This window comes from Pseudomonas sp. C5pp, assembly GCF_000814065.1.
In the GTDB taxonomy this organism is placed as follows: Bacteria; Pseudomonadota; Gammaproteobacteria; order Pseudomonadales; family Pseudomonadaceae; genus Aquipseudomonas; species Aquipseudomonas asiatica.
The window spans coordinates 42,804-59,640 of sequence record NZ_JWLN01000019.1; the positions used below are offsets into that span (position 1 = coordinate 42,804).

Annotated in this window: 17 protein-coding genes; 10 read left to right on the forward strand and 7 right to left on the reverse strand. The window is 63.6% G+C overall.

Annotated features, from left to right (window positions below):
• Positions 1-77 precede the first annotated feature (77 nt).
• The 3 genes from RR51_RS16645 (at position 78) to sthA (ending at position 4,332) form a co-directional block, all read left to right on the forward strand.
• Positions 78-1,541, forward strand: a complete 1,464-nt coding sequence (locus RR51_RS16645; protein WP_031324543.1) for a glyceraldehyde-3-phosphate dehydrogenase — start codon at positions 78-80, stop codon at positions 1,539-1,541.
• 195 nt (positions 1,542-1,736) lie between these two features.
• Positions 1,737-2,735 (forward strand): FAD:protein FMN transferase, encoded by a 999-nt coding sequence (locus RR51_RS16650; protein WP_039614137.1) that lies wholly within the window; start codon positions 1,737-1,739, stop codon positions 2,733-2,735.
• A 202-nt stretch (positions 2,736-2,937) separates the two neighbouring features.
• Positions 2,938-4,332: a Si-specific NAD(P)(+) transhydrogenase gene (gene sthA / locus RR51_RS16655; protein ID WP_013971726.1), complete on the forward strand. Its 1,395-nt coding sequence runs from the start codon at positions 2,938-2,940 to the stop codon at positions 4,330-4,332.
• A 42-nt stretch (positions 4,333-4,374) separates the two neighbouring features.
• Here sthA and RR51_RS16660 read toward each other — a convergent pair whose 3' ends face one another.
• Both RR51_RS16660 and RR51_RS16665 read right to left on the reverse strand, forming a co-directional pair.
• On the reverse strand, positions 4,375-5,097 hold the full coding sequence (locus tag RR51_RS16660) for a glycerophosphodiester phosphodiesterase (protein ID WP_013971727.1): 723 nt from the start codon (positions 5,095-5,097) through the stop codon (positions 4,375-4,377).
• Positions 5,098-5,128: 31 nt separating this feature from the next.
• Positions 5,129-5,713, reverse strand: a complete 585-nt coding sequence (locus RR51_RS16665; protein WP_004376405.1) for a PilZ domain-containing protein — start codon at positions 5,711-5,713, stop codon at positions 5,129-5,131.
• 93 nt (positions 5,714-5,806) lie between these two features.
• Here RR51_RS16665 and RR51_RS16670 point away from each other — a divergent pair, with 93 nt between their 5' ends.
• The 3 genes from RR51_RS16670 (at position 5,807) to RR51_RS16680 (ending at position 9,051) form a co-directional block, all read left to right on the forward strand.
• Positions 5,807-7,057 (forward strand): lipoprotein-releasing ABC transporter permease subunit, encoded by a 1,251-nt coding sequence (locus tag RR51_RS16670; RefSeq protein WP_015269543.1) that lies wholly within the window; start codon positions 5,807-5,809, stop codon positions 7,055-7,057.
• 7 nt (positions 7,058-7,064) lie between these two features.
• Positions 7,065-7,748: a lipoprotein-releasing ABC transporter ATP-binding protein LolD gene (gene lolD / locus RR51_RS16675; RefSeq protein ID WP_169774647.1), complete on the forward strand. Its 684-nt coding sequence runs from the start codon at positions 7,065-7,067 to the stop codon at positions 7,746-7,748.
• A gap of 61 nt (positions 7,749-7,809) precedes the next feature.
• Positions 7,810-9,051 (forward strand): lipoprotein-releasing ABC transporter permease subunit, encoded by a 1,242-nt coding sequence (locus RR51_RS16680; protein ID WP_013971731.1) that lies wholly within the window; start codon positions 7,810-7,812, stop codon positions 9,049-9,051.
• A 134-nt stretch (positions 9,052-9,185) separates the two neighbouring features.
• Here RR51_RS16680 and RR51_RS16685 read toward each other — a convergent pair whose 3' ends face one another.
• Both RR51_RS16685 and cinR read right to left on the reverse strand, forming a co-directional pair.
• Positions 9,186-10,538: a heavy metal sensor histidine kinase gene (locus RR51_RS16685; RefSeq protein WP_039614138.1), complete on the reverse strand. Its 1,353-nt coding sequence runs from the start codon at positions 10,536-10,538 to the stop codon at positions 9,186-9,188.
• Complete coding sequence (cinR, locus tag RR51_RS16690; protein ID WP_039614139.1) at positions 10,535-11,215, reverse strand: two-component system response regulator CinR; 681 nt, start codon at positions 11,213-11,215, stop codon at positions 10,535-10,537. The genes RR51_RS16685 and cinR overlap by 4 nt, the downstream gene beginning before the upstream one ends.
• A 264-nt stretch (positions 11,216-11,479) precedes the next feature.
• Here cinR and queF point away from each other — a divergent pair, with 264 nt between their 5' ends.
• The gene (gene queF / locus RR51_RS16695) at positions 11,480-12,310 is read left to right on the forward strand and encodes an NADPH-dependent 7-cyano-7-deazaguanine reductase QueF (RefSeq protein WP_039614140.1); all 831 of its coding nucleotides are present in this window, start codon (positions 11,480-11,482) and stop codon (positions 12,308-12,310) included.
• Between the two features lie 125 nt (positions 12,311-12,435).
• Here the strand turns inward: queF and RR51_RS16700 are convergent, their stop codons facing one another.
• Positions 12,436-12,699, reverse strand: coding sequence for a DUF4404 family protein (locus RR51_RS16700; protein ID WP_039614141.1), 264 nt, complete (start codon positions 12,697-12,699; stop codon positions 12,436-12,438).
• Positions 12,700-12,821: 122 nt separating this feature from the next.
• A complete protein-coding gene (locus tag RR51_RS16705; RefSeq protein WP_039614142.1) occupies positions 12,822-13,385 on the reverse strand; it encodes a phosphonoacetaldehyde phosphohydrolase-related protein in 564 nt (187 codons plus the stop codon).
• Between the two features lie 200 nt (positions 13,386-13,585).
• On the opposite strand from RR51_RS16705, the gene RR51_RS16710 reads away from it, so the two are divergent.
• Positions 13,586-14,293, forward strand: coding sequence for an MlaA family lipoprotein (locus RR51_RS16710; RefSeq protein WP_015269550.1), 708 nt, complete (start codon positions 13,586-13,588; stop codon positions 14,291-14,293).
• Between the two features lie 167 nt (positions 14,294-14,460).
• Here the strand turns inward: RR51_RS16710 and RR51_RS16715 are convergent, their stop codons facing one another.
• Positions 14,461-14,760 carry a PilZ domain-containing protein gene (locus RR51_RS16715; RefSeq protein WP_013971739.1) on the reverse strand — a complete coding sequence of 100 codons (300 nt, stop codon included), beginning with the start codon at positions 14,758-14,760 and terminating at the stop codon, positions 14,461-14,463.
• Positions 14,761-15,041: 281 nt separating this feature from the next.
• Here RR51_RS16715 and rssB point away from each other — a divergent pair, with 281 nt between their 5' ends.
• Both rssB and rssC read left to right on the forward strand, forming a co-directional pair.
• Positions 15,042-16,226 (forward strand): two-component system response regulator RssB, encoded by a 1,185-nt coding sequence (gene rssB, locus RR51_RS16720; protein ID WP_015269551.1) that lies wholly within the window; start codon positions 15,042-15,044, stop codon positions 16,224-16,226.
• A complete protein-coding gene (gene rssC / locus RR51_RS16725; protein WP_013971741.1) occupies positions 16,223-16,705 on the forward strand; it encodes an anti-sigma factor antagonist RssC in 483 nt (160 codons plus the stop codon). The genes rssB and rssC overlap by 4 nt, the downstream gene beginning before the upstream one ends.
• Positions 16,706-16,837: the final 132 nt, after the last annotated feature.

A 16,837-nucleotide genomic window follows, 5' to 3' on the forward strand; every position in this document is an offset into this window, starting at 1 on the left:
TTGCGTGGCCGCGACAGGCGCTCATTGCCCGTAACGCGTTGGGGCGTCATAATGTAGCCCCTTTTTTCTGTCCCTACATGTGGAAGGTTCCCGTGACTCAGAAGCCCGACCAGTGTCTTGGTGAGTGGATCGATCGTGAAGCCCTGGCTGAAGCGATGATCCCGCTTATCGGTCAGCTCTACCGCAACAACAACGTGGTGAGCTCGATTTATGGCCGTAGCCTGATCAACCGTTCGGTTATCTCGATCCTCAAGGCGCACCGCTTTGCGCGTCATCGTCAAGCCGACGAAACCGAACTGTCCGTCCACGAGACATTCCCCCTGCTCAAGGCCATGAGCGAGCTGAAACTGGGCGCCGCTTCGGTCGACCTGGGCAAGCTGGCCAACAAGTTCAAGCAGGAAGGCAATGGCCGCACTGCCGAGCAGTTCGTCCGTGAAGAACTGGCCGAGGTGGTTGGCCAGCAGAACGCTTCGGCGCGCAAAGGCACCGACGTTGTCCTGTACGGCTTCGGCCGCATCGGCCGCCTGCTGGCGCGCATCCTGATCGAGAAGACCGGTGGCGGCGACGGCCTGCGCCTGCGCGCCATCGTCGTGCGCAAGGGCGCCGAGAACGACCTGGTCAAGCGTGCCAGCCTGCTGCGCCGTGACTCGGTGCACGGCCCGTTCGATGGCACCATCACCATCGACGAAGCCAACAACACCATCACCGCCAACGGCAACCTGATCCAGGTTATCTACGCCAAGAGCCCGAGCGAAGTCGACTACACCCAGTACGGCATCGAAAACGCGCTGATCGTCGACAACACCGGCGTATGGCGTGATGCCGACGGCCTGGGCCAGCACCTGGCCTGCCCGGGCGCTGCCCGCGTGATCCTCACCGCACCTGGCAAGGGCGCGCTGAAGAACATCGTGCACGGCATCAACCACGGCGACATCGCTGCCGATGACAAGATCATCTCGGCCGCTTCCTGCACCACCAACGCCATCGTGCCGGTGCTCAAGGCCATCAACGACCAGTACGGCATCGTCAACGGCCACGTCGAAACCGTTCACTCGTTCACCAACGACCAGAACCTGATCGACAACTTCCACAAGGGCAGCCGCCGCGGCCGCGCCGCGCCGCTGAACATGGTCATCACCGAAACCGGCGCCGCCACTGCTGCCGCCAAGGCACTGCCAGTGCTGAAGGGCAAGCTGACCGGCAACGCCATTCGCGTACCGACGCCGAACGTTTCGATGGCCATCCTCAACCTCAACCTCGAGAAGGCCACCAGCCGCGACGAGATCAACGAGTACCTGCGCCAGACCGCCATGCACTCGGAACTGCACAAGCAGATCGATTACGTCAGCTCGCAGGAAGTGGTTTCGACCGACTTCGTCGGTTCGCGCCACGCCGGTGTGGTTGACGCCGAAGCGACCATCTGCAATGACAACCGCGTTGTTCTGTACGTCTGGTACGACAACGAATTCGGTTACAGCTGCCAGGTGGTTCGTGTGATGGAAGAGATGGCCGGTGTGAACCCGCCAGCGTTTCCGCACTGATACGCTTGTAAGGCAATGAAAAAACGGGAACCTTCGGGTTCCCGTTTTTTTATCCAGAATTTGTGTTGCCTGTGCCGGCCTCTTCGCGGGTAAACCCGCTCCCACAGGGCCGCGTCGTCCGTGAGGGCAGTGGTATACCTGTGGGAGCGGGTTTACCCGCGAAGAGGCCGGCACAGGCAACCGAGAGCCCGAACCTTGCGCACAGCCTTGCTGTTCATCCTCATGCTGCTCACCGCCTGCAACCAGGGCCCCACCTTGGAGCGCCTGGGCGGCCCGACCATGGGCAGCAGCTACAGCATCCAGTACGTGCGCGAACCCGGCGGCCCGGCGCCGGTTCAGGTGCAGGCGGCAGTGGAAACCATCCTGCACGACATCGACCAGCACTACTCGACCTACCGCGGCGACTCCACCATCAGCCGTTTCAACCAGTTGCCCGCCAACCAGTGCCTGGTGCTGCCGGCCGACATGCTCGAGCTGGTCAGCCTTGGTCAGCACCTGGCCGGGCAGAGCGGCGGCGCCTTCGACCTTACCGTCGAACCCTTGCTCGACCTGTGGGGCTTCGGCCCCCAGGCCCGTCACGAACAGGTGCCCGACCCGTCGGCCCTGGCCCAGGTGCGCCAGCGCGTGGGCTACCGGCACTTGCACATCGACGGCCAGGCCCTGTGCAAGGACGCCCCGGTGCAGCTCGACTTCAACAGCATCGCCGCCGGCCATGCCGTCGACCTGATCGCCGCGCGCCTGCAGGCCATGGGCGTGGCCAACTTTGTCGCCGAAGCCACCGGCGAGCTCAAGGCCGCCGGCCGCAAACCGGATGGCAGCCCCTGGCGCATCGCCCTGGAGCTACCCCGCGAAGATCGCCAGATAGCCCGCCAGATCATCCCGGTCAACGGCCTTTCGGTATCGACCTCGGGTGACTATCGGCACTATTTCGAGGAGAATGGCCGGCGCTATTCGCACACCTTCGATGCCCGCCTCGGGCGCCCGGTGCAGCACGACCTGGCCGCAGTCACCGTGCTCGATGCCTCGGCGCTGCAGGCCGACGGCTATTCGACGCTGCTGTTGATCCTGGGCCCGGAACGTGGCTGGGATTTTGCCGTGGCGCATGGCCTTGCCGCGGTATTGGTGACTCGGGCCGAGGGTGGCTTCGTCTCCCGAGCTACGCCCGCATTCGAACGGGCAGTGAAAGGCGAGTGAAAGCACAAGCAGGGATGATCGCCGCCAGGGAATGGTTCACACATGTAGTGCGGGCGAAATTGGCCTACGACGCGACCAAGGGTTAATGTGCGCGGCGTTCACGCTTGATTAGACTGCACCCGAATTTTCTCATGGCGCCCCGGCGGCATGATCGCGCCCCGCGAGCGACCGTAGCTTGCGGGCCAGTTCTGAAGGAGTACGCATGGCTGTCTACAACTACGACGTAGTGGTGCTGGGTTCCGGCCCGGCCGGGGAAGGTGCGGCAATGAACGCCGCCAAAGCAGGGCGCAAGGTGGCGATGGTCGATAGCCGTCGCCAGGTCGGGGGCAACTGCACCCACCTGGGCACCATCCCGTCCAAGGCACTGCGTCACTCGGTGCGGCAGATCATGCAGTTCAACACCAACCCGATGTTCCGTGCCATCGGTGAGCCGCGCTGGTTCTCGTTCCCCGACGTGCTGAAAAGCGCCGAGAAGGTCATCGCCAAGCAGGTAGCGTCGCGCACCGGCTACTACGCACGTAACCGCGTGGACGTGTTCTTCGGCACCGGCAGCTTCGCCGACGAGCAGACCGTCGAAGTGGTCTGCCCGAACGGTGTGGTGGAAAAGCTCAACGCCAAGCACATCATCATCGCCACCGGCTCGCGCCCGTACCGCCCGGCCGATATCGACTTCCACCACCCGCGCGTCTACGACAGCGACACCATCCTCAGCCTCAGCCACACCCCACGCAAGCTGATCGTGTACGGAGCCGGCGTGATCGGTTGCGAATACGCCTCGATCTTCAGCGGCCTGGGTGTATTGGTAGAGCTGGTAGACAACCGTGGCCAGTTGCTGAGCTTCCTTGACTCGGAAATTTCCCAGGCGCTCAGCTACCACTTCAGCAACAACAACATCACCGTGCGCCACAACGAAGAGTATGAGCGCGTCGAAGGCCTGGACAACGGGGTGATCCTGCACCTGAAGTCGGGCAAGAAGATCAAGGCCGACGCCTTGCTGTGGTGCAACGGCCGTACCGGCAACACCGACAAGCTGGGCCTGGAAAACATCGGCATCAAGGTCAACAGCCGCGGCCAGATCGAGGTCGACGAGGCCTACCGCACCAGCGTGCCGAACATCTACGGTGCCGGCGACGTGATCGGCTGGCCAAGCCTGGCCAGCGCTGCCCATGACCAGGGCCGTTCGGCAGCTGGCAGCATCGTGGACAATGGCAGCTGGCGCTTCGTCAATGATGTGCCGACCGGTATCTATACCATTCCGGAGATCAGCTCGATCGGCAAGAACGAGCAGGAACTGACCCAGGCCAAGGTGCCGTACGAAGTGGGCAAAGCCTTCTTCAAGAGCATGGCCCGTGCACAGATCGCCGGCGAGCCGCAAGGCATGCTGAAGATCCTGTTCCACCGCGAAACACTGGAGGTGCTGGGCGTACACTGCTTCGGCTACCAGGCTTCGGAAATCGTCCATATCGGCCAGGCTGTGATGAACCAGCCGGGCGAGCTGAACAACCTGAAGTATTTCGTCAACACCACGTTCAACTACCCGACCATGGCCGAAGCCTATCGGGTAGCTGCCTACGATGGCCTGAACCGGCTTTTTTGAGCGGCTCCGACCGGTGGCCTGAGCCGGTCGGAGAGACCGATTTCAACCCTGCCCGAGGGTGGTCCTGGCCAAACCGGGAAAGTCTGTAATCAGGCTGTCCACACCGAAGTCAGCGAGCCGGCGCATCAGTGCCGGTTCGTTGACCGTCCACACCGACACGTGCAAACCCTGGGCCTGGGCTTTCAGCAGGCGCTCGGGGGTGCACAGCGTCCAGTTCAATGCCAGCAGGTTGCAGCCATAGTTCTGTGCCACCTTCAATGGGTCGAGCCAGGCGTATTCGGCTACCAGCCCGCGTTTGACGTCCGGCACCAGCTCCAGGGCGGCACCCAGCACTTCGCGTGAGCTGGAGGTAATGGTCACCTTGTCCAGCAGGCCGTACTGCTGGGCCAGTTCGCGGATCGCCAGCACGGTGGTCGCGGCGCGGGTACGCGAGGCGCTTTTCACTTCCAGCTGCCAATGCTCGAACGGGCACTTCTGGAACAGTTCTTCCAGCCTCGGAATCGGGCAGGGCTGGACATGGCCCGGGCCGCCTTTGCGGGCATCTATCTTGACCAGGTCTGCGGCCGGGTGCTCGACCACCTTGCCGCGTTTGCCGGTGGTGCGCTTGAGGGTAGGGTCGTGGATCACCATCAGCTCGTTGTCGGCCGACAGGTGCAAGTCCAGCTCGCAGCGGGTCACGCCATGGGCGAGGCATTGCTGGAAGCTCTTCAGGGTATTCTCGGGCGCTTCGCCCTTGGCGCCGCGGTGGCCGTAGATCAGGGTCACGTTCGTTCCTTCAAATCAGAAAAAAATGGGCTCAGGAGGCGGGGTCGTTCTGTTCCAGCTGCTGGCGCCGTTGCTGCTGCTGGCGTTGCAGGATGTAGCGGGCCAGCAATTGCCGTTGGGCGTCGGTCATGTCGGTGAATTCGGTGCCGATCTCGAAGCCGCCCTCCGGGCGCGGGTCGCAATGGGTGACCTTGCCGCGCAGCAGCAGGCCGTGGGCGCGCGGCATCAGCACCATCTTCACCTTCACCCGGGTGCCGGGGGCAACCGCTGTGGCTTGTGCGAACTCGATGCCGCCTTCGGAAATGACCACCGGCTGGGGCTGGCCAACTTCGCCGAGCAGGGTCTGGGCAACTACTGCGCTAAGCAGGTCGAGGCGTTTGTTCTGCGCACGAAGGAAAGCGGCGAGGGTGCGGTCCTTCTCGCTCAGCTGGCGCAGCAGGTGCTGCGACTCGAAGTCGGACAGGTGCAGCTCGCTGAGCAGGTTGAACAGAGGCGAATCATCTTGCAACACATCTGGGTCAAGGGCTTCGGCCGCGCTGAGGGGGCTGATTTGAAGTGCGATCCGATCTTCGATGCGGTAGTATTCGCGGCGATCTTCTTCGTCTAATGTCGTCATGGCGAACCCAAGGTAGCGGCGGTGGTCCGAGTGTAAAGCCGCCGTAGGCGCCTCGCCACAAGGACGTTCCCTTTCATCCGAACAAGCCCCGACATGTTCAGACCTCTTTTCGCATTCATCGGCACGCGTTATACCCGTGCCAAACGTCGCAATCACTTCGTCTCGTTCATTTCCCTGACCTCGATGATCGGCCTCGCCCTGGGCGTGGTGGTGATGATCGTGGTGCTCTCGGTCATGAACGGTTTCGACCACGAGATGCGTACCCGCGTGTTGGGCATGATCCCCCATGCCACGCTGGAGAGCGGCCAGCCCATTGCCGACTGGCCGGCCCTTGCCCAACAAGTAAAGCAGAATCCGCAGGTGGTGGCGGTTGCGCCCTTCACCCAGATGCAGGGCCTGCTGACCCACGAAGGCAAGGTGCAGAAGGTGCTGCTCAACGGCATCGACCCGGCCCGCGAGCGCGAAGTGTCGATCATCGACAAGTTCGTCCTGCAAGGCCGCCTGGACCAGCTGGCGCCAGGCGAGTGGGGCATCATGATCGGCGACAAGGCCGCGGCCAAGCTGGGCGTGGGCATCGGCGACAAGCTCACCTTCGTCGCCCCCGAGGTCAGCGTGACCCCGGCCGGCATGTTCCCGCGCATGAAGCGCTTCACCGTGGTCGGTACCTTCCACGTGGGCGCGGGCGAAATCGACGGCTACCTGGGCCTGACCAACATCAGCGACCTGTCCCGGCTGCACCGCTGGAAGCCTGACCAGGTCCAGGGCCTGCGCCTGAAGTTCGACGACCTGTTCCAGGCGCCGCGGGTGGCCTGGGACATCGCCCAGCGCCTGGGTGACCAGGAGTTCTACAGCCGTGACTGGACCCGCACCCACGGCAACCTGTACCAGGCGATCCGCATGGAAAAGGCCATGATCGGCCTGCTGTTGCTGCTGATCGTGGCGGTGGCGGCGTTCAACATCATTTCCACCCTGGTGATGGTGGTCAACGACAAGCGTGGCGACATCGCCATTCTGCGTACCTTGGGCGCCACGCCTGGGCAGATCATGCTCATCTTCATGGTCCAGGGCACGGTGATCGGGGTGATCGGTACCCTGATCGGCGCCGTGGTCGGGATCGTCGCCGCGCTGAACGTGAGCGCGGTGATCGCCGGCATCGAGAAACTGATCGGGCACAAGTTCCTCAACGCCGACGTGTACTTCATCGATTACCTGCCGTCGCAGATCCAGGCCCAGGACGTATACATGGTCTGTGGTGCGGCGCTGGTCCTGAGTTTCTTCGCCACCCTGTACCCGGCCTGGCGTGCGGCCCGCACCCAGCCTGCAGAGGCGCTACGTTATGAGTGAGTCGCGCATGAGTGATAAAGCCGTTCTGAGTTGCCGCAACCTGGGCAAGTCCTACGACGAGGGCCCGGAGTCGGTGCAGGTGCTGTCCGGGCTCAACCTCGAGCTGCACGCCGGTGAGCGGGTAGCCATCGTGGGTAGCTCCGGCTCGGGCAAGAGTACCTTGCTCAACCTGCTGGGCGGCCTCGACCGGCCGACCCAGGGCAGCGTCTGGCTGGCCGGCGAGGAGCTGTCGGCACTGGGCGAGCGCGCCCGTGGCCTGTTGCGCAACCGCGAGCTGGGCTTTGTCTACCAGTTCCACCACCTGCTGCCGGAATTCACTGCCATCGAGAACGTGTGCATGCCATTGCTGATCGGCCGCACGCCCATCCCCGAGGCCCGTGAGCGTGCCGAGGCGCTGCTCAAGCGTGTTGGCCTGGCCCACCGCTTCAACCACAAGCCGGCCGAGTTGTCCGGTGGTGAGCGCCAGCGGGTGGCGATTGCCCGGGCACTGGTCAACCGCCCCGGCCTGGTAATGCTCGACGAGCCGACCGGCAACCTCGACCACCACACCGCCCAGGGCATCCAGGAGTTGATGCAGGAGCTGTCCAGTGCGTCGCGCACGGCGTTCCTGGTGGTCACCCACGACCTCAATCTGGCGCGCCAGATGGACCGTGTATTGAAGCTCGACGACGGCCACCTGGTGGCGATCTGATCGACTGCACGGGGTGGCCGGTGCCGCCCCGTTTTCCTGTTTTCATTGGGTGTTTTCGTACATGTTCAGACCCTTGCCCATCTTCATCGGCGCGCGCTACACCCGAGCCAAGCGCCGCAACCACTTCATCTCGTTCATCTCGATGACCTCGATGATCGGCCTGTCGCTGGGCGTGCTGGCGATGATCGTGGTGCTGTCGGTGATGAACGGTTTCCAGCGCGAAATGAGTTCGCGCATCCTCGGCCTGGTGCCGCATGCCGCCATCCTCGGCGTGCAGCCGCTGGACGACTGGCACAAGGTCGCCGACGCGGCCATGCGCGACCCGGCGGTGATGGCGGCAGCGCCGATTACCGAAATGGAAGGCATGCTGTCGTACAAGGGCGCGATGCAGCCGATCCAGGTCGGCGGTATCGACCCGGCCGAAGAGGGCAAGGTCTCGATCGTCGGCCAGCATATCGTCCAGGGCCGGCTGCAGGACCTGCAGCCGGGAGAGTTCGGCGTGGTCATCGGTGAGCTGACTGCGCGGCGCTTTCGCCTTAATACCGGCGACAAGCTGACCCTGATCGTGCCGGAAATCAGCAAGGAGCCGGGCGGCATCACCCCGCGCATGCAGCGCCTGACCGTGGTCGGTATCTTCAAGGTTGGCGCCGAGCTGGACGGCTCGCAGGCTTACATTCACGTCGCCGATGCCGGCGCCATGCAGCGCTGGGCGCCGGGCCAGGTGCAGGGCGTGCGCCTGAAGCTGCACGACCTGTATGCCGCACCGCAGGTGTCAAAGGCCATCGCTGCCGGGCTGGGTGATGCCTACCGTGCCGATGACTGGTCGCATACCCAGGGCAGCCTGTTCAGCGCCATGAAGATGGAAAAGACCATGATCGGCCTGCTGTTGCTGATGATCATTGCGGTGGCAGCGTTCAACATCATCGCCACCCTGGTGATGGTGGTGAACGACAAGGGGCCGGACATCGCTATCCTGCGCACCCTGGGCGCCACGCCGGCGCAGATCATGGGCACGTTCATGGTCCAGGGCAGCCTGATCGGTATTGTCGGGACACTGATCGGTGGCGTGCTTGGGGTGGTTGCGGCGTTCAACGTCAGCCAGATCGTCGGTTGGCTGGAGCGGGTGAGCGGGCAGCACATCTTTACTTCGGATGTGTACTTCGTCAGCAGCTTGCCGTCGCAGTTGCAGTGGGGCGATGTGGCGATCATCTGCACTGCCGGGTTGGTGATGAGCTTCCTGGCGACCATTTACCCGGCTTATCGGGCATCGCAGGTGCAGCCGGCGATTGGCCTGGCGGTTTAATGTCTACTTCAGGTTATTGAGCGGCTCTGTGGGAGCGGGTTTACCCGCGAAGAATCCAGCACGGTGCATGGCACCGGCTTCGCCGGTGTTCGCGGGTAAACCCGCTCCCACAGGGTGGCGTGCCAGCCCCGATGTCACTGGTCTTCAGTGAAATCGATCACGAATCGCGTCCACCCATACGCACACTCTGCCCTGATGCGCCCACCATGGGCCTGCACGATCGACCGGGTAATTGCCAACCCCAACCCGGCATGCTCGCTACTGCCTTCCCGCCGCGCCGGGTCCACCCGGTAGAAGCGGTCGAACAGCCGCGGTAGCGCCGCCGGCTCGATAGCCGCTCCGGTATTGGCCACGCCAATCCTCGGCCCTGGCCCCAATGTCACCTTTATCTGCCCACCCGACGGGGTAAAGCGCAAGGCATTGTCCAGCAAGTTGGACAGCGCCCGGCGCAGCATATGCCGGTCGCCCTGCAGCAGCGCCTCACCCTCGCGCAGCATCTGCACGCCGCTGTCCTCTGCCAGCGGCGCGTAGTACTCCAGCAGCGCATCCACCTCCTCATGCAGCACCAGCGGTGCTTGCCCCGGCACCAGCAGGCCATGGTCGGCCTTGGCCAGGAACAGCATGTCGTTGATCATCTGCGCCATCCATTGCAGTTCCTCGAGGTTGCCGTGCAGGGCTTCGCGGTACTCTTCGAGGCTGCGCGGGCGGGTGAGGGTGACCTGGGTGTGGGTCAGCAGGTTGGACAGCGGGGTGCGCAGCTCGTGGGCGATGTCGGCAGAGAATGCCGACAGGCGCTGGAAGGCATCGTCCAGGCGCTGCAGCATGGCGTTCATGGCCGTCGCCAGTTCGGCCAGCTCTTCGGGCATCTGTGCCACCGGCAGGCGGGTGGTGAGCGAGCGCGCCGACACGCTGGCAGCCACCTGGCCCATCTGTCGCAACGGGCGTAACCCGCGGCGTGCAGCCCAGGCACCGAGCAGCGCAGTGGCCAGCGCCGAAAGGCCCACCGTCAGCCAGATCAGCCGCTGCATGCCCTCCAGGAAGTGCTGGTGATGGGTGATGTCGAGATACACGGTCAGTTGTGGCGACTGCGGGGCGCCTTGCGCCAGGTGCACGGCCAGGCTGCGGTAGTCGATGCCTTGCGCATGCAGGGTTGCCAGCCCGTCGGGCAGCGGTGTCCGGGGCAGGCCTGTGCGGCTTTCGAACCAGGTGGCGCCGTCGCTGCCGTTGATGCGCAGGGCCAGGTCGGCCTGGTGGCCCAGTTCATCGCGCAAGGCGGGCAGGCGCGCCTGCAGCTCGGCCGGGGTGGTGATGCCGGCCAGCTGGGTGCGGAACAGCGACAGGCGCGAGTCCAGCAGTTGCTGGTCCAGTTCGACGAAGTGCTGCTCGCTGGCCCGGCTGAATATCAGGCCGGCACCGAGCGAGACAGCGGCGGTGCAGGCGGCGAACAGCAGGGCCAGGCGGCTGCCGAGGGAGACCCGACGCATCACTCCGCACGCTCTTCGAGTACATAGCCCATGCCGCGTACGGTATGGATCAGCTTGTTGTGGTGTGGGTCGTCGATCTTCAGGCGCAGGCGGCGGATCGCCACTTCGATCACATTGGTGTCGCTGTCGAAATTCATGTCCCACACCTGCGAGGCGATCAGCGATTTGGGCAGCACCTCGCCCTGGCGGCGCAGCAGCAGTTCAAGCAGGGCGAACTCCTTGGCGGTCAGGTCGATGCGCTGGCCGGCGCGCTCGGCGCGGCGGCGGATCAGGTCCAGGCGCAGGTCGGCCAGGCCCAGGGTGGTGTCCTGACTGGGGCTGGTGCCCCGGCGTAGCAGGCTGCGCACCCGCGCCAGCAGTTCGGAGAAGGCGAACGGCTTGACCAGGTAATCATCGGCGCCCAGCTCCAGGCCGTGCACCCGGTCCTCCACGGCATCGCGGGCGGTGAGAAACAGCACCGGGGTGTCCAGGCCGGCCTGGCGCACGGCCTGGAGGATCTGCCAGCCGTCACGGCCGGGCAGCATCACGTCGAGAATCAGCAGGTCGTGGTCACCGGTCAGGGCGAGGAACTGGCCGGTCTCGCCGTCGGTGGCCAGTTCGGTGGCGAAGCCGGCCTCGTTCAGGCCCTGGCTCAGGTACTGGCCGGTACGGGCCTGGTCTTCGACGATCAGCAGTTTCATTGGGTGAATTGACTCCAGCAAACGGCACAAAACCCTGTGGGAGCGGGTTTACCCGCGAAGAATTCAACACGATGCATGGCACCGGCTTTGCCGGTGTTCGCGGGTGAACCCGCTCCCACAGGGATTGGGTGATGCTGAGATGATACGTGACGATGCACCGGCTTGCCCCAAACTGACGAAGATGTAATCCCGCTGACTTGCGCTCCAAGGCGGGGTGCAAAACCGGTAGACTAGGGGCAATTTCGAACCTTCAGGTCAGTTTCCATGCATCCCGCTGCCGAACATTCCCCGCTGGGCAAGTCCAGCGAATACATTGCCACCTATTCCCCGGAGCTGCTGTTCCCGATCCCGCGTACCGCCAAGTGGGCCGAGCTGGGCGTTACCGCCCAGACCTTGCCGTGGCAGGGTGTGGATTACTGGAACTGCTTCGAGCTGAGCTGGCTGCTGCCATCTGGCAAGCCGGTGGTGGCGATCGGCGAGTTCGCCATCCCCGCCGATTCGCCGAACATCATCGAGTCCAAGTCGTTCAAGCTGTATCTGAACTCGTTGAACCAGACGGTGTTCGCCTCGCTTGGCGAGCTGCAGGCGTGCCTGGAGAAAGACCTGTCCGCCGCCGCCGGCAAGCCGGTGGGCGTGAAAGTGCGCACCCTGGCCGAGGTCGAGGCCCAAGGCGTGGTGGCCTTGCCGGGGCAGTGCATCGATGAGCTGGACGTTGCCATCAGCAACTACGAACAGCCGCAGCCAGAGCTGCTGCGCTGCAACCCGGAGCAACAGGTGGAAGAAACCCTGCACAGCCACCTGCTGAAGTCCAACTGCCCGGTCACCGGTCAGCCGGACTGGGGCAGCGTGGTGGTCGAATACAAGGGCAGGGCGCTGGACCATGCCAGCCTGCTGACCTACCTGATCAGCTTCCGCCAGCATGCCGACTTCCACGAGCAGTGTGTGGAACGGATCTACCTGGACTTGAAGAACCTGCTGCAGCCGGAGCATTTGACGGTGTATGCGCGCTATGTGCGCCGGGGTGGGCTGGATATCAACCCTTACCGCAGCACGGGGGTGATCAGCCCGGACAACAAGCGCCTGGTTCGGCAGTAAGTTCAAGTACGCCGGGGCCGCTTTGCGGCCCATTCGCAGCACAAGGCTGCTCCTACAGGGAGACGCATAACCCCAGTAGGAGCAGCCTTGTGCTGCGAATGGGCTGCGAAGCAGCCCCGGCTTGTTCAGATCCCCATGCTGTGCAGCGAGTTGGCAATGCTGCGCAGGGTGGCGGTGAGGTCGGGGTGTTCGGCCTCGAAGCGTTCGATCGCCAGGTTCACGCCGTCCACCAGGTTGTTGTCTGGCGTGGCTTCCTCAAGCTTCAGTTGCGCCTCGATCTGGCGCGCTTCTTCGTGCAGCGCGGCCAGCTCCTCGTCCGAAAGCGGCACGTTGCGATCCAGTTGCTCGCGCAAGCTGTTCAGGCGCTCTTGCAATTCGCGGGCAGGCATTGGCAGTTCTCCATCAATGGCTTGGCAAGCCATGGACCTCAGCGAAGCGGCAAAGGTTCTGGCCTGTCTTCAGCGTAATCCACCTGCCGATGCTTTGCATGATCCGCGTCAACGGTGCTGTATCAGGGTTTTTCGCCTTTGCGCCGGCGCTGGGCAATGTCCTGCAGACAGGTCTCCAGCGCTTCCAGGTGGTCGATCACCGAGTGCACGCCCAGGCTGAACAGTTCCAGCGTCGCCTTGCCACGGGCCAGGTCCTGCTCCTGCGGGGTCAAGGCTTGCCATTGCCGCGAGCTGCGGTCGCAGAACGGGCTGCAGGCAGCCAGCCCCACCGTCCACAGCCCCGCGTTCAGGCCAGATTGCAGCAGGCGTGGGTCGCCGCTGACCAGCACGCAGCCGTCCAGGCGTTCGCTGTCCAGCGTCATCAGGGCCTGCCAGCAGGCGTTCGGCGCCGGCCAGCGCACGCCGTTCACCGAATGCCCCGGCAGCCAGGCGGGCAGTACGTGCGCCAGGCGCTTGCTTTGGGGGGCGTCGAGGTCGTCCAGCCAGATGCACGGCACCTGGCGCTGGCGCAGGCTGGCGAGGGTGGCCAGCGCGCCGGGGGCGGGCGAGGGGGTGCCGTTGGCGGCTTGCACCAGGCAGCCGCGCAAGCCGAACAGCACAGCGGTGAAGGCGGGTGCATTGTCCATGGCAACTTCCCTCAAATAGTCCGCAGGCTATTCGGCGATTGTTACCGCCCTGTGACAACCGGCACCGCGCAACAGTTGTTCACAAAATATTGAGCAGAGATGTGTAAAGCTGTTTATCAGCCCGCAAGCCTCTATACTGCCGCCGTACAGCAGCGCACCCGTTTGCGCTTGCGGCCGAGAAATTCGATGGAGAAACACCTATGCGTAGGATCGGTGCCAGTGTGATCGAACGAGTCACCCAGGCCTGTGTCTGCGCCAGCATGCTGCTGGCGCCCGTGGCAGCCACCCAGGCAGCCACCGAGGAAGATCCCTGGGAAGCGGTCAACCGCCCGATCTTCCGTTTCAACGATACCCTCGACACCTATGCCCTCAAGCCATTGGCCAAGGGCTACCAGGCGGTCACCCCGCAGTTCCTCGAAGATGGCATCCACAACATCTTCCGCAACCTGGGCGACGTGACCAACCTGGCCAACGACCTGCTGCAGTTCAAGCCCCATGCGGCGGGCGTGGACACTGCGCGGCTGATCGTCAACACCACCTTCGGCCTGGGCGGCTTCTTCGACGTGGGTACCAAGATGGGCCTGCAGCGCAACGACGAGGACTTCGGCCAGACCCTCGGTTACTGGGGCGTGCCGAGCGGCCCGTACGTGGTCATCCCGCTGCTGGGCCCGAGCACCGTGCGTGACGGCGTGGCCAAGTACCCGGATACCTACACCAAACCCTACCGCTACATCGACCATGTGCCGACGCGCAATTCGATCTTTGCCCTGGATATCATCGACACCCGCGCCGACCTGCTGTCGGCAGAGAAGCTGATCCAGGGTGACAAGTACATCTTCATTCGCAACGCCTACCTGCAGAACCGCGAGTTCAAGGTCAAGGATGGCGAGGTCGAAGACGACTTCTGATCCTGCGCGGGCTTGGTCCTGCGCAGCCCCGTGTAGGAGCGGCCTTGCGTCGCGATAGGGCCGCAAAGCGGCCCCGGCAATTCATGCGGCGAAGCTGAAGTCGGGGGGCTGCTGCGCAGCCCTATCGCGACACAAGGCCGCTCCTACAGGGGTGCCCAGCAGGCCCATCAATGCATCGCTACAATCCGCAACCCGAACTTCTGCTGCCCGCCCGGCTGGTCGGCAATCCACACCACTTCCGTGCTGGCGTGCAGCCCTTTCAGCGCCGGATGCTCGGACTCGATCCGTACCTCGATATGGTCCCCCACCTGGAAGCGCTGCGGTGCCTGCACCTGCATGCCGCCGCTGGACAGGTCCAGGCACACTGCCGCGATCACCTGGCCTTCGTGCAGAAGGCTGACCTCGGTGTCGATGCGCATGCGGATGAAATCGCGTTTCTCGCCATGGCTGGAGGGCGTGTGGGGCATGCTGCATCCTTCCCGTCGGGTTGCGCTGGTCGACTTTCTTATAACTCTCGGTGATTTGCCCTGTAAAGTGCGCCGGGGTCGACCCTTGCATGCTTGAAACGCCTGCCGGATGGGAGTACCGTCTGCGCCTTACAAGGTAGCTCTCGCAGTTGCCAGACAGTTGCCGGGCAGGTGTTCTTGTCCTACAACTCAAGTAGAGTGTGACCATAAAGAATTCCCGTAGCTGGCCGTCTGCCTTGCCGACACCGCTGCACCAACCTAAATCGGCGCCGTTCGCCCACATGCAGAAAACCAGTGCAACGCTGCTGATCATCGATGACGACGACGTGGTCCGTGCAAGCCTCGCCGCCTATCTTGAAGACAGTGGCTTCAGCGTCCTCCAGGCCGGCAATGGCCAGCAGGGGCTTCAGGTCTTCGAAGAACACCAGCCCGACCTCGTGATCTGCGATCTGCGCATGCCGCAGATGGGCGGCCTCGAACTGATCCGCCAGGTCAGCGAGCGCGCCCCGCAGTTGCCGGTGATCGTGGTGTCCGGTGCCGGCGTCATGAGTGATGCGGTGGAAGCGTTGCGCCTGGGCGCTGCCGACTACCTGATCAAGCCGCTGGAAGACCTGGCCGTGCTCGAGCATTCGGTGCGCCGCGCCCTCGACCGCTCGCGCCTGGTGCTGGAAAACCAGCGCTACCGCGACAAGCTCGAAGCCGCCAACCGCGAACTGGAGGCCAGCCTGCACCTGCTGCAGGAGGACCAGACCGCCGGTCGCCAGGTGCAGATGAACATGCTGCCGGAAAGCCCTTGGGTGGCCGGCGAGTTCGCCTTCGAGCACCAAATCATCCCGTCGCTGTACCTGTCGGGTGATTTTGCCGATTACTTCCGGGTGGACGAACGGCGCATCGCTTTCTATCTCGCCGACGTCTCCGGGCATGGCGCGTCGTCAGCGTTCGTCACCGTGCTGCTGAAGTTCATGACCACACGGCTGTTGTTCGAATTCAAGCGCGGCAGCAAAATGCGCGAGTTCAAACCTTCGCAGGTGCTCAGCCACATCAACCGCGGGCTGATCAACTGCAAGCTGGGCAAGCACGTGACCATGGTTGGCGGGGTAATCGATGAAGACACCGGCCTGCTGACCTACGCCGTTGGCGGCCATCTGCCGCTGCCGGTGCTGCACACCCCCGAGCACACCCGCTACCTGGAAGGCCGCGGCCTGCCGGTGGGGCTGTTCGACGAGGCTACTTACCAGGACCTGGTAGTTGAGCTGCCGCCGCAGTTCAGCCTCAGCCTGATGTCCGATGGCATTCTGGACCTTTTGCCGGGTGATACGCTCAAAGATAAAGAAACCGCCCTGCCGGAAATCGTCAGGGCAGCAGGTGGCAGCCTGGATGGGCTGCGTCAACGATTCGGATTGGCTACGCTTGGGGAGATGCCGGATGATATCGCCCTATTGGTGTTGAGCAGGAACCTTCAATGAGTACCGGTAGAATCCAGTTCGCCGAGCAGAGCGGTACCTTCGTCCTGAAATTCGTCGGTGAAGTGCGCCTGACCCTGTGTTCGGCGCTGGATGCGACGATCGAGAAGATTTTCACCGCGTTGAACTTCTCGGCGATTGTCATCGACCTGACCGAAACCGAGAGCATCGACAGCACTACCCTGGGCCTGCTGGCCAAGCTGTCGATCCTGTCGCGCCAGAAGGTGGGCCTGTTGCCGACCGTGGTCACCACCAACCCGGACATTTCCCGGTTGTTGCAGTCGATGGGCTTCGATCAGGTGTTCAACATCGTCGATCGGCCGATCCCGTGTCCGGAATGCCTGACCGACCTGCCATCCCAAGACCAGAACGAAGATGTGGTGCGCTCCAAGGTGCTGGAGGCGCACAAGATCCTCATGGGCCTGAACGACTCCAACCGCGAAGCCTTCCATGACCTGGTCAATGCGCTGGAGCGGACCTGATCTTCAGCCTGTACCGGCCTCTTCGCGGGTAAACCCGCTCCCACAGGTTATGCACCAGTCTTGAGTCAGGCGCTCACCTGTAGGAGCAGCCTTGTGCTGCGAAGAGGCCAGCACTGCCACAGAATATCTTTT

Excerpts from the sequence above, each read along its gene's own strand:
- RR51_RS16645 (WP_031324543.1), top strand. The coding sequence starts at position 78 with ATGTGGAAGGTTCCCGTGACTCAGAAGCCCGACCAGTGTCTTGGTGAG.
- sthA (WP_013971726.1), top strand. The coding sequence starts at position 2,938 with ATGGCTGTCTACAACTACGACGTAGTGGTGCTGGGTTCCGGCCCGGCC.
- RR51_RS16665 (WP_004376405.1), bottom strand. The coding sequence starts at position 5,713 with ATGACGACATTAGACGAAGAAGATCGCCGCGAATACTACCGCATCGAA.
- RR51_RS16670 (WP_015269543.1), top strand. The coding sequence starts at position 5,807 with ATGTTCAGACCTCTTTTCGCATTCATCGGCACGCGTTATACCCGTGCC.
- lolD (WP_169774647.1), top strand. The coding sequence starts at position 7,065 with ATGAGTGATAAAGCCGTTCTGAGTTGCCGCAACCTGGGCAAGTCCTAC.
- RR51_RS16680 (WP_013971731.1), top strand. The coding sequence starts at position 7,810 with ATGTTCAGACCCTTGCCCATCTTCATCGGCGCGCGCTACACCCGAGCC.
- cinR (WP_039614139.1), bottom strand. The coding sequence starts at position 11,215 with ATGAAACTGCTGATCGTCGAAGACCAGGCCCGTACCGGCCAGTACCTG.
- queF (WP_039614140.1), top strand. The coding sequence starts at position 11,480 with ATGCATCCCGCTGCCGAACATTCCCCGCTGGGCAAGTCCAGCGAATAC.
- RR51_RS16700 (WP_039614141.1), bottom strand. The coding sequence starts at position 12,699 with ATGCCTGCCCGCGAATTGCAAGAGCGCCTGAACAGCTTGCGCGAGCAA.
- RR51_RS16705 (WP_039614142.1), bottom strand. The coding sequence starts at position 13,385 with ATGGACAATGCACCCGCCTTCACCGCTGTGCTGTTCGGCTTGCGCGGC.
- RR51_RS16710 (WP_015269550.1), top strand. The coding sequence starts at position 13,586 with ATGCGTAGGATCGGTGCCAGTGTGATCGAACGAGTCACCCAGGCCTGT.
- RR51_RS16715 (WP_013971739.1), bottom strand. The coding sequence starts at position 14,760 with ATGCCCCACACGCCCTCCAGCCATGGCGAGAAACGCGATTTCATCCGC.
- rssB (WP_015269551.1), top strand. The coding sequence starts at position 15,042 with ATGCAGAAAACCAGTGCAACGCTGCTGATCATCGATGACGACGACGTG.
- rssC (WP_013971741.1), top strand. The coding sequence starts at position 16,223 with ATGAGTACCGGTAGAATCCAGTTCGCCGAGCAGAGCGGTACCTTCGTC.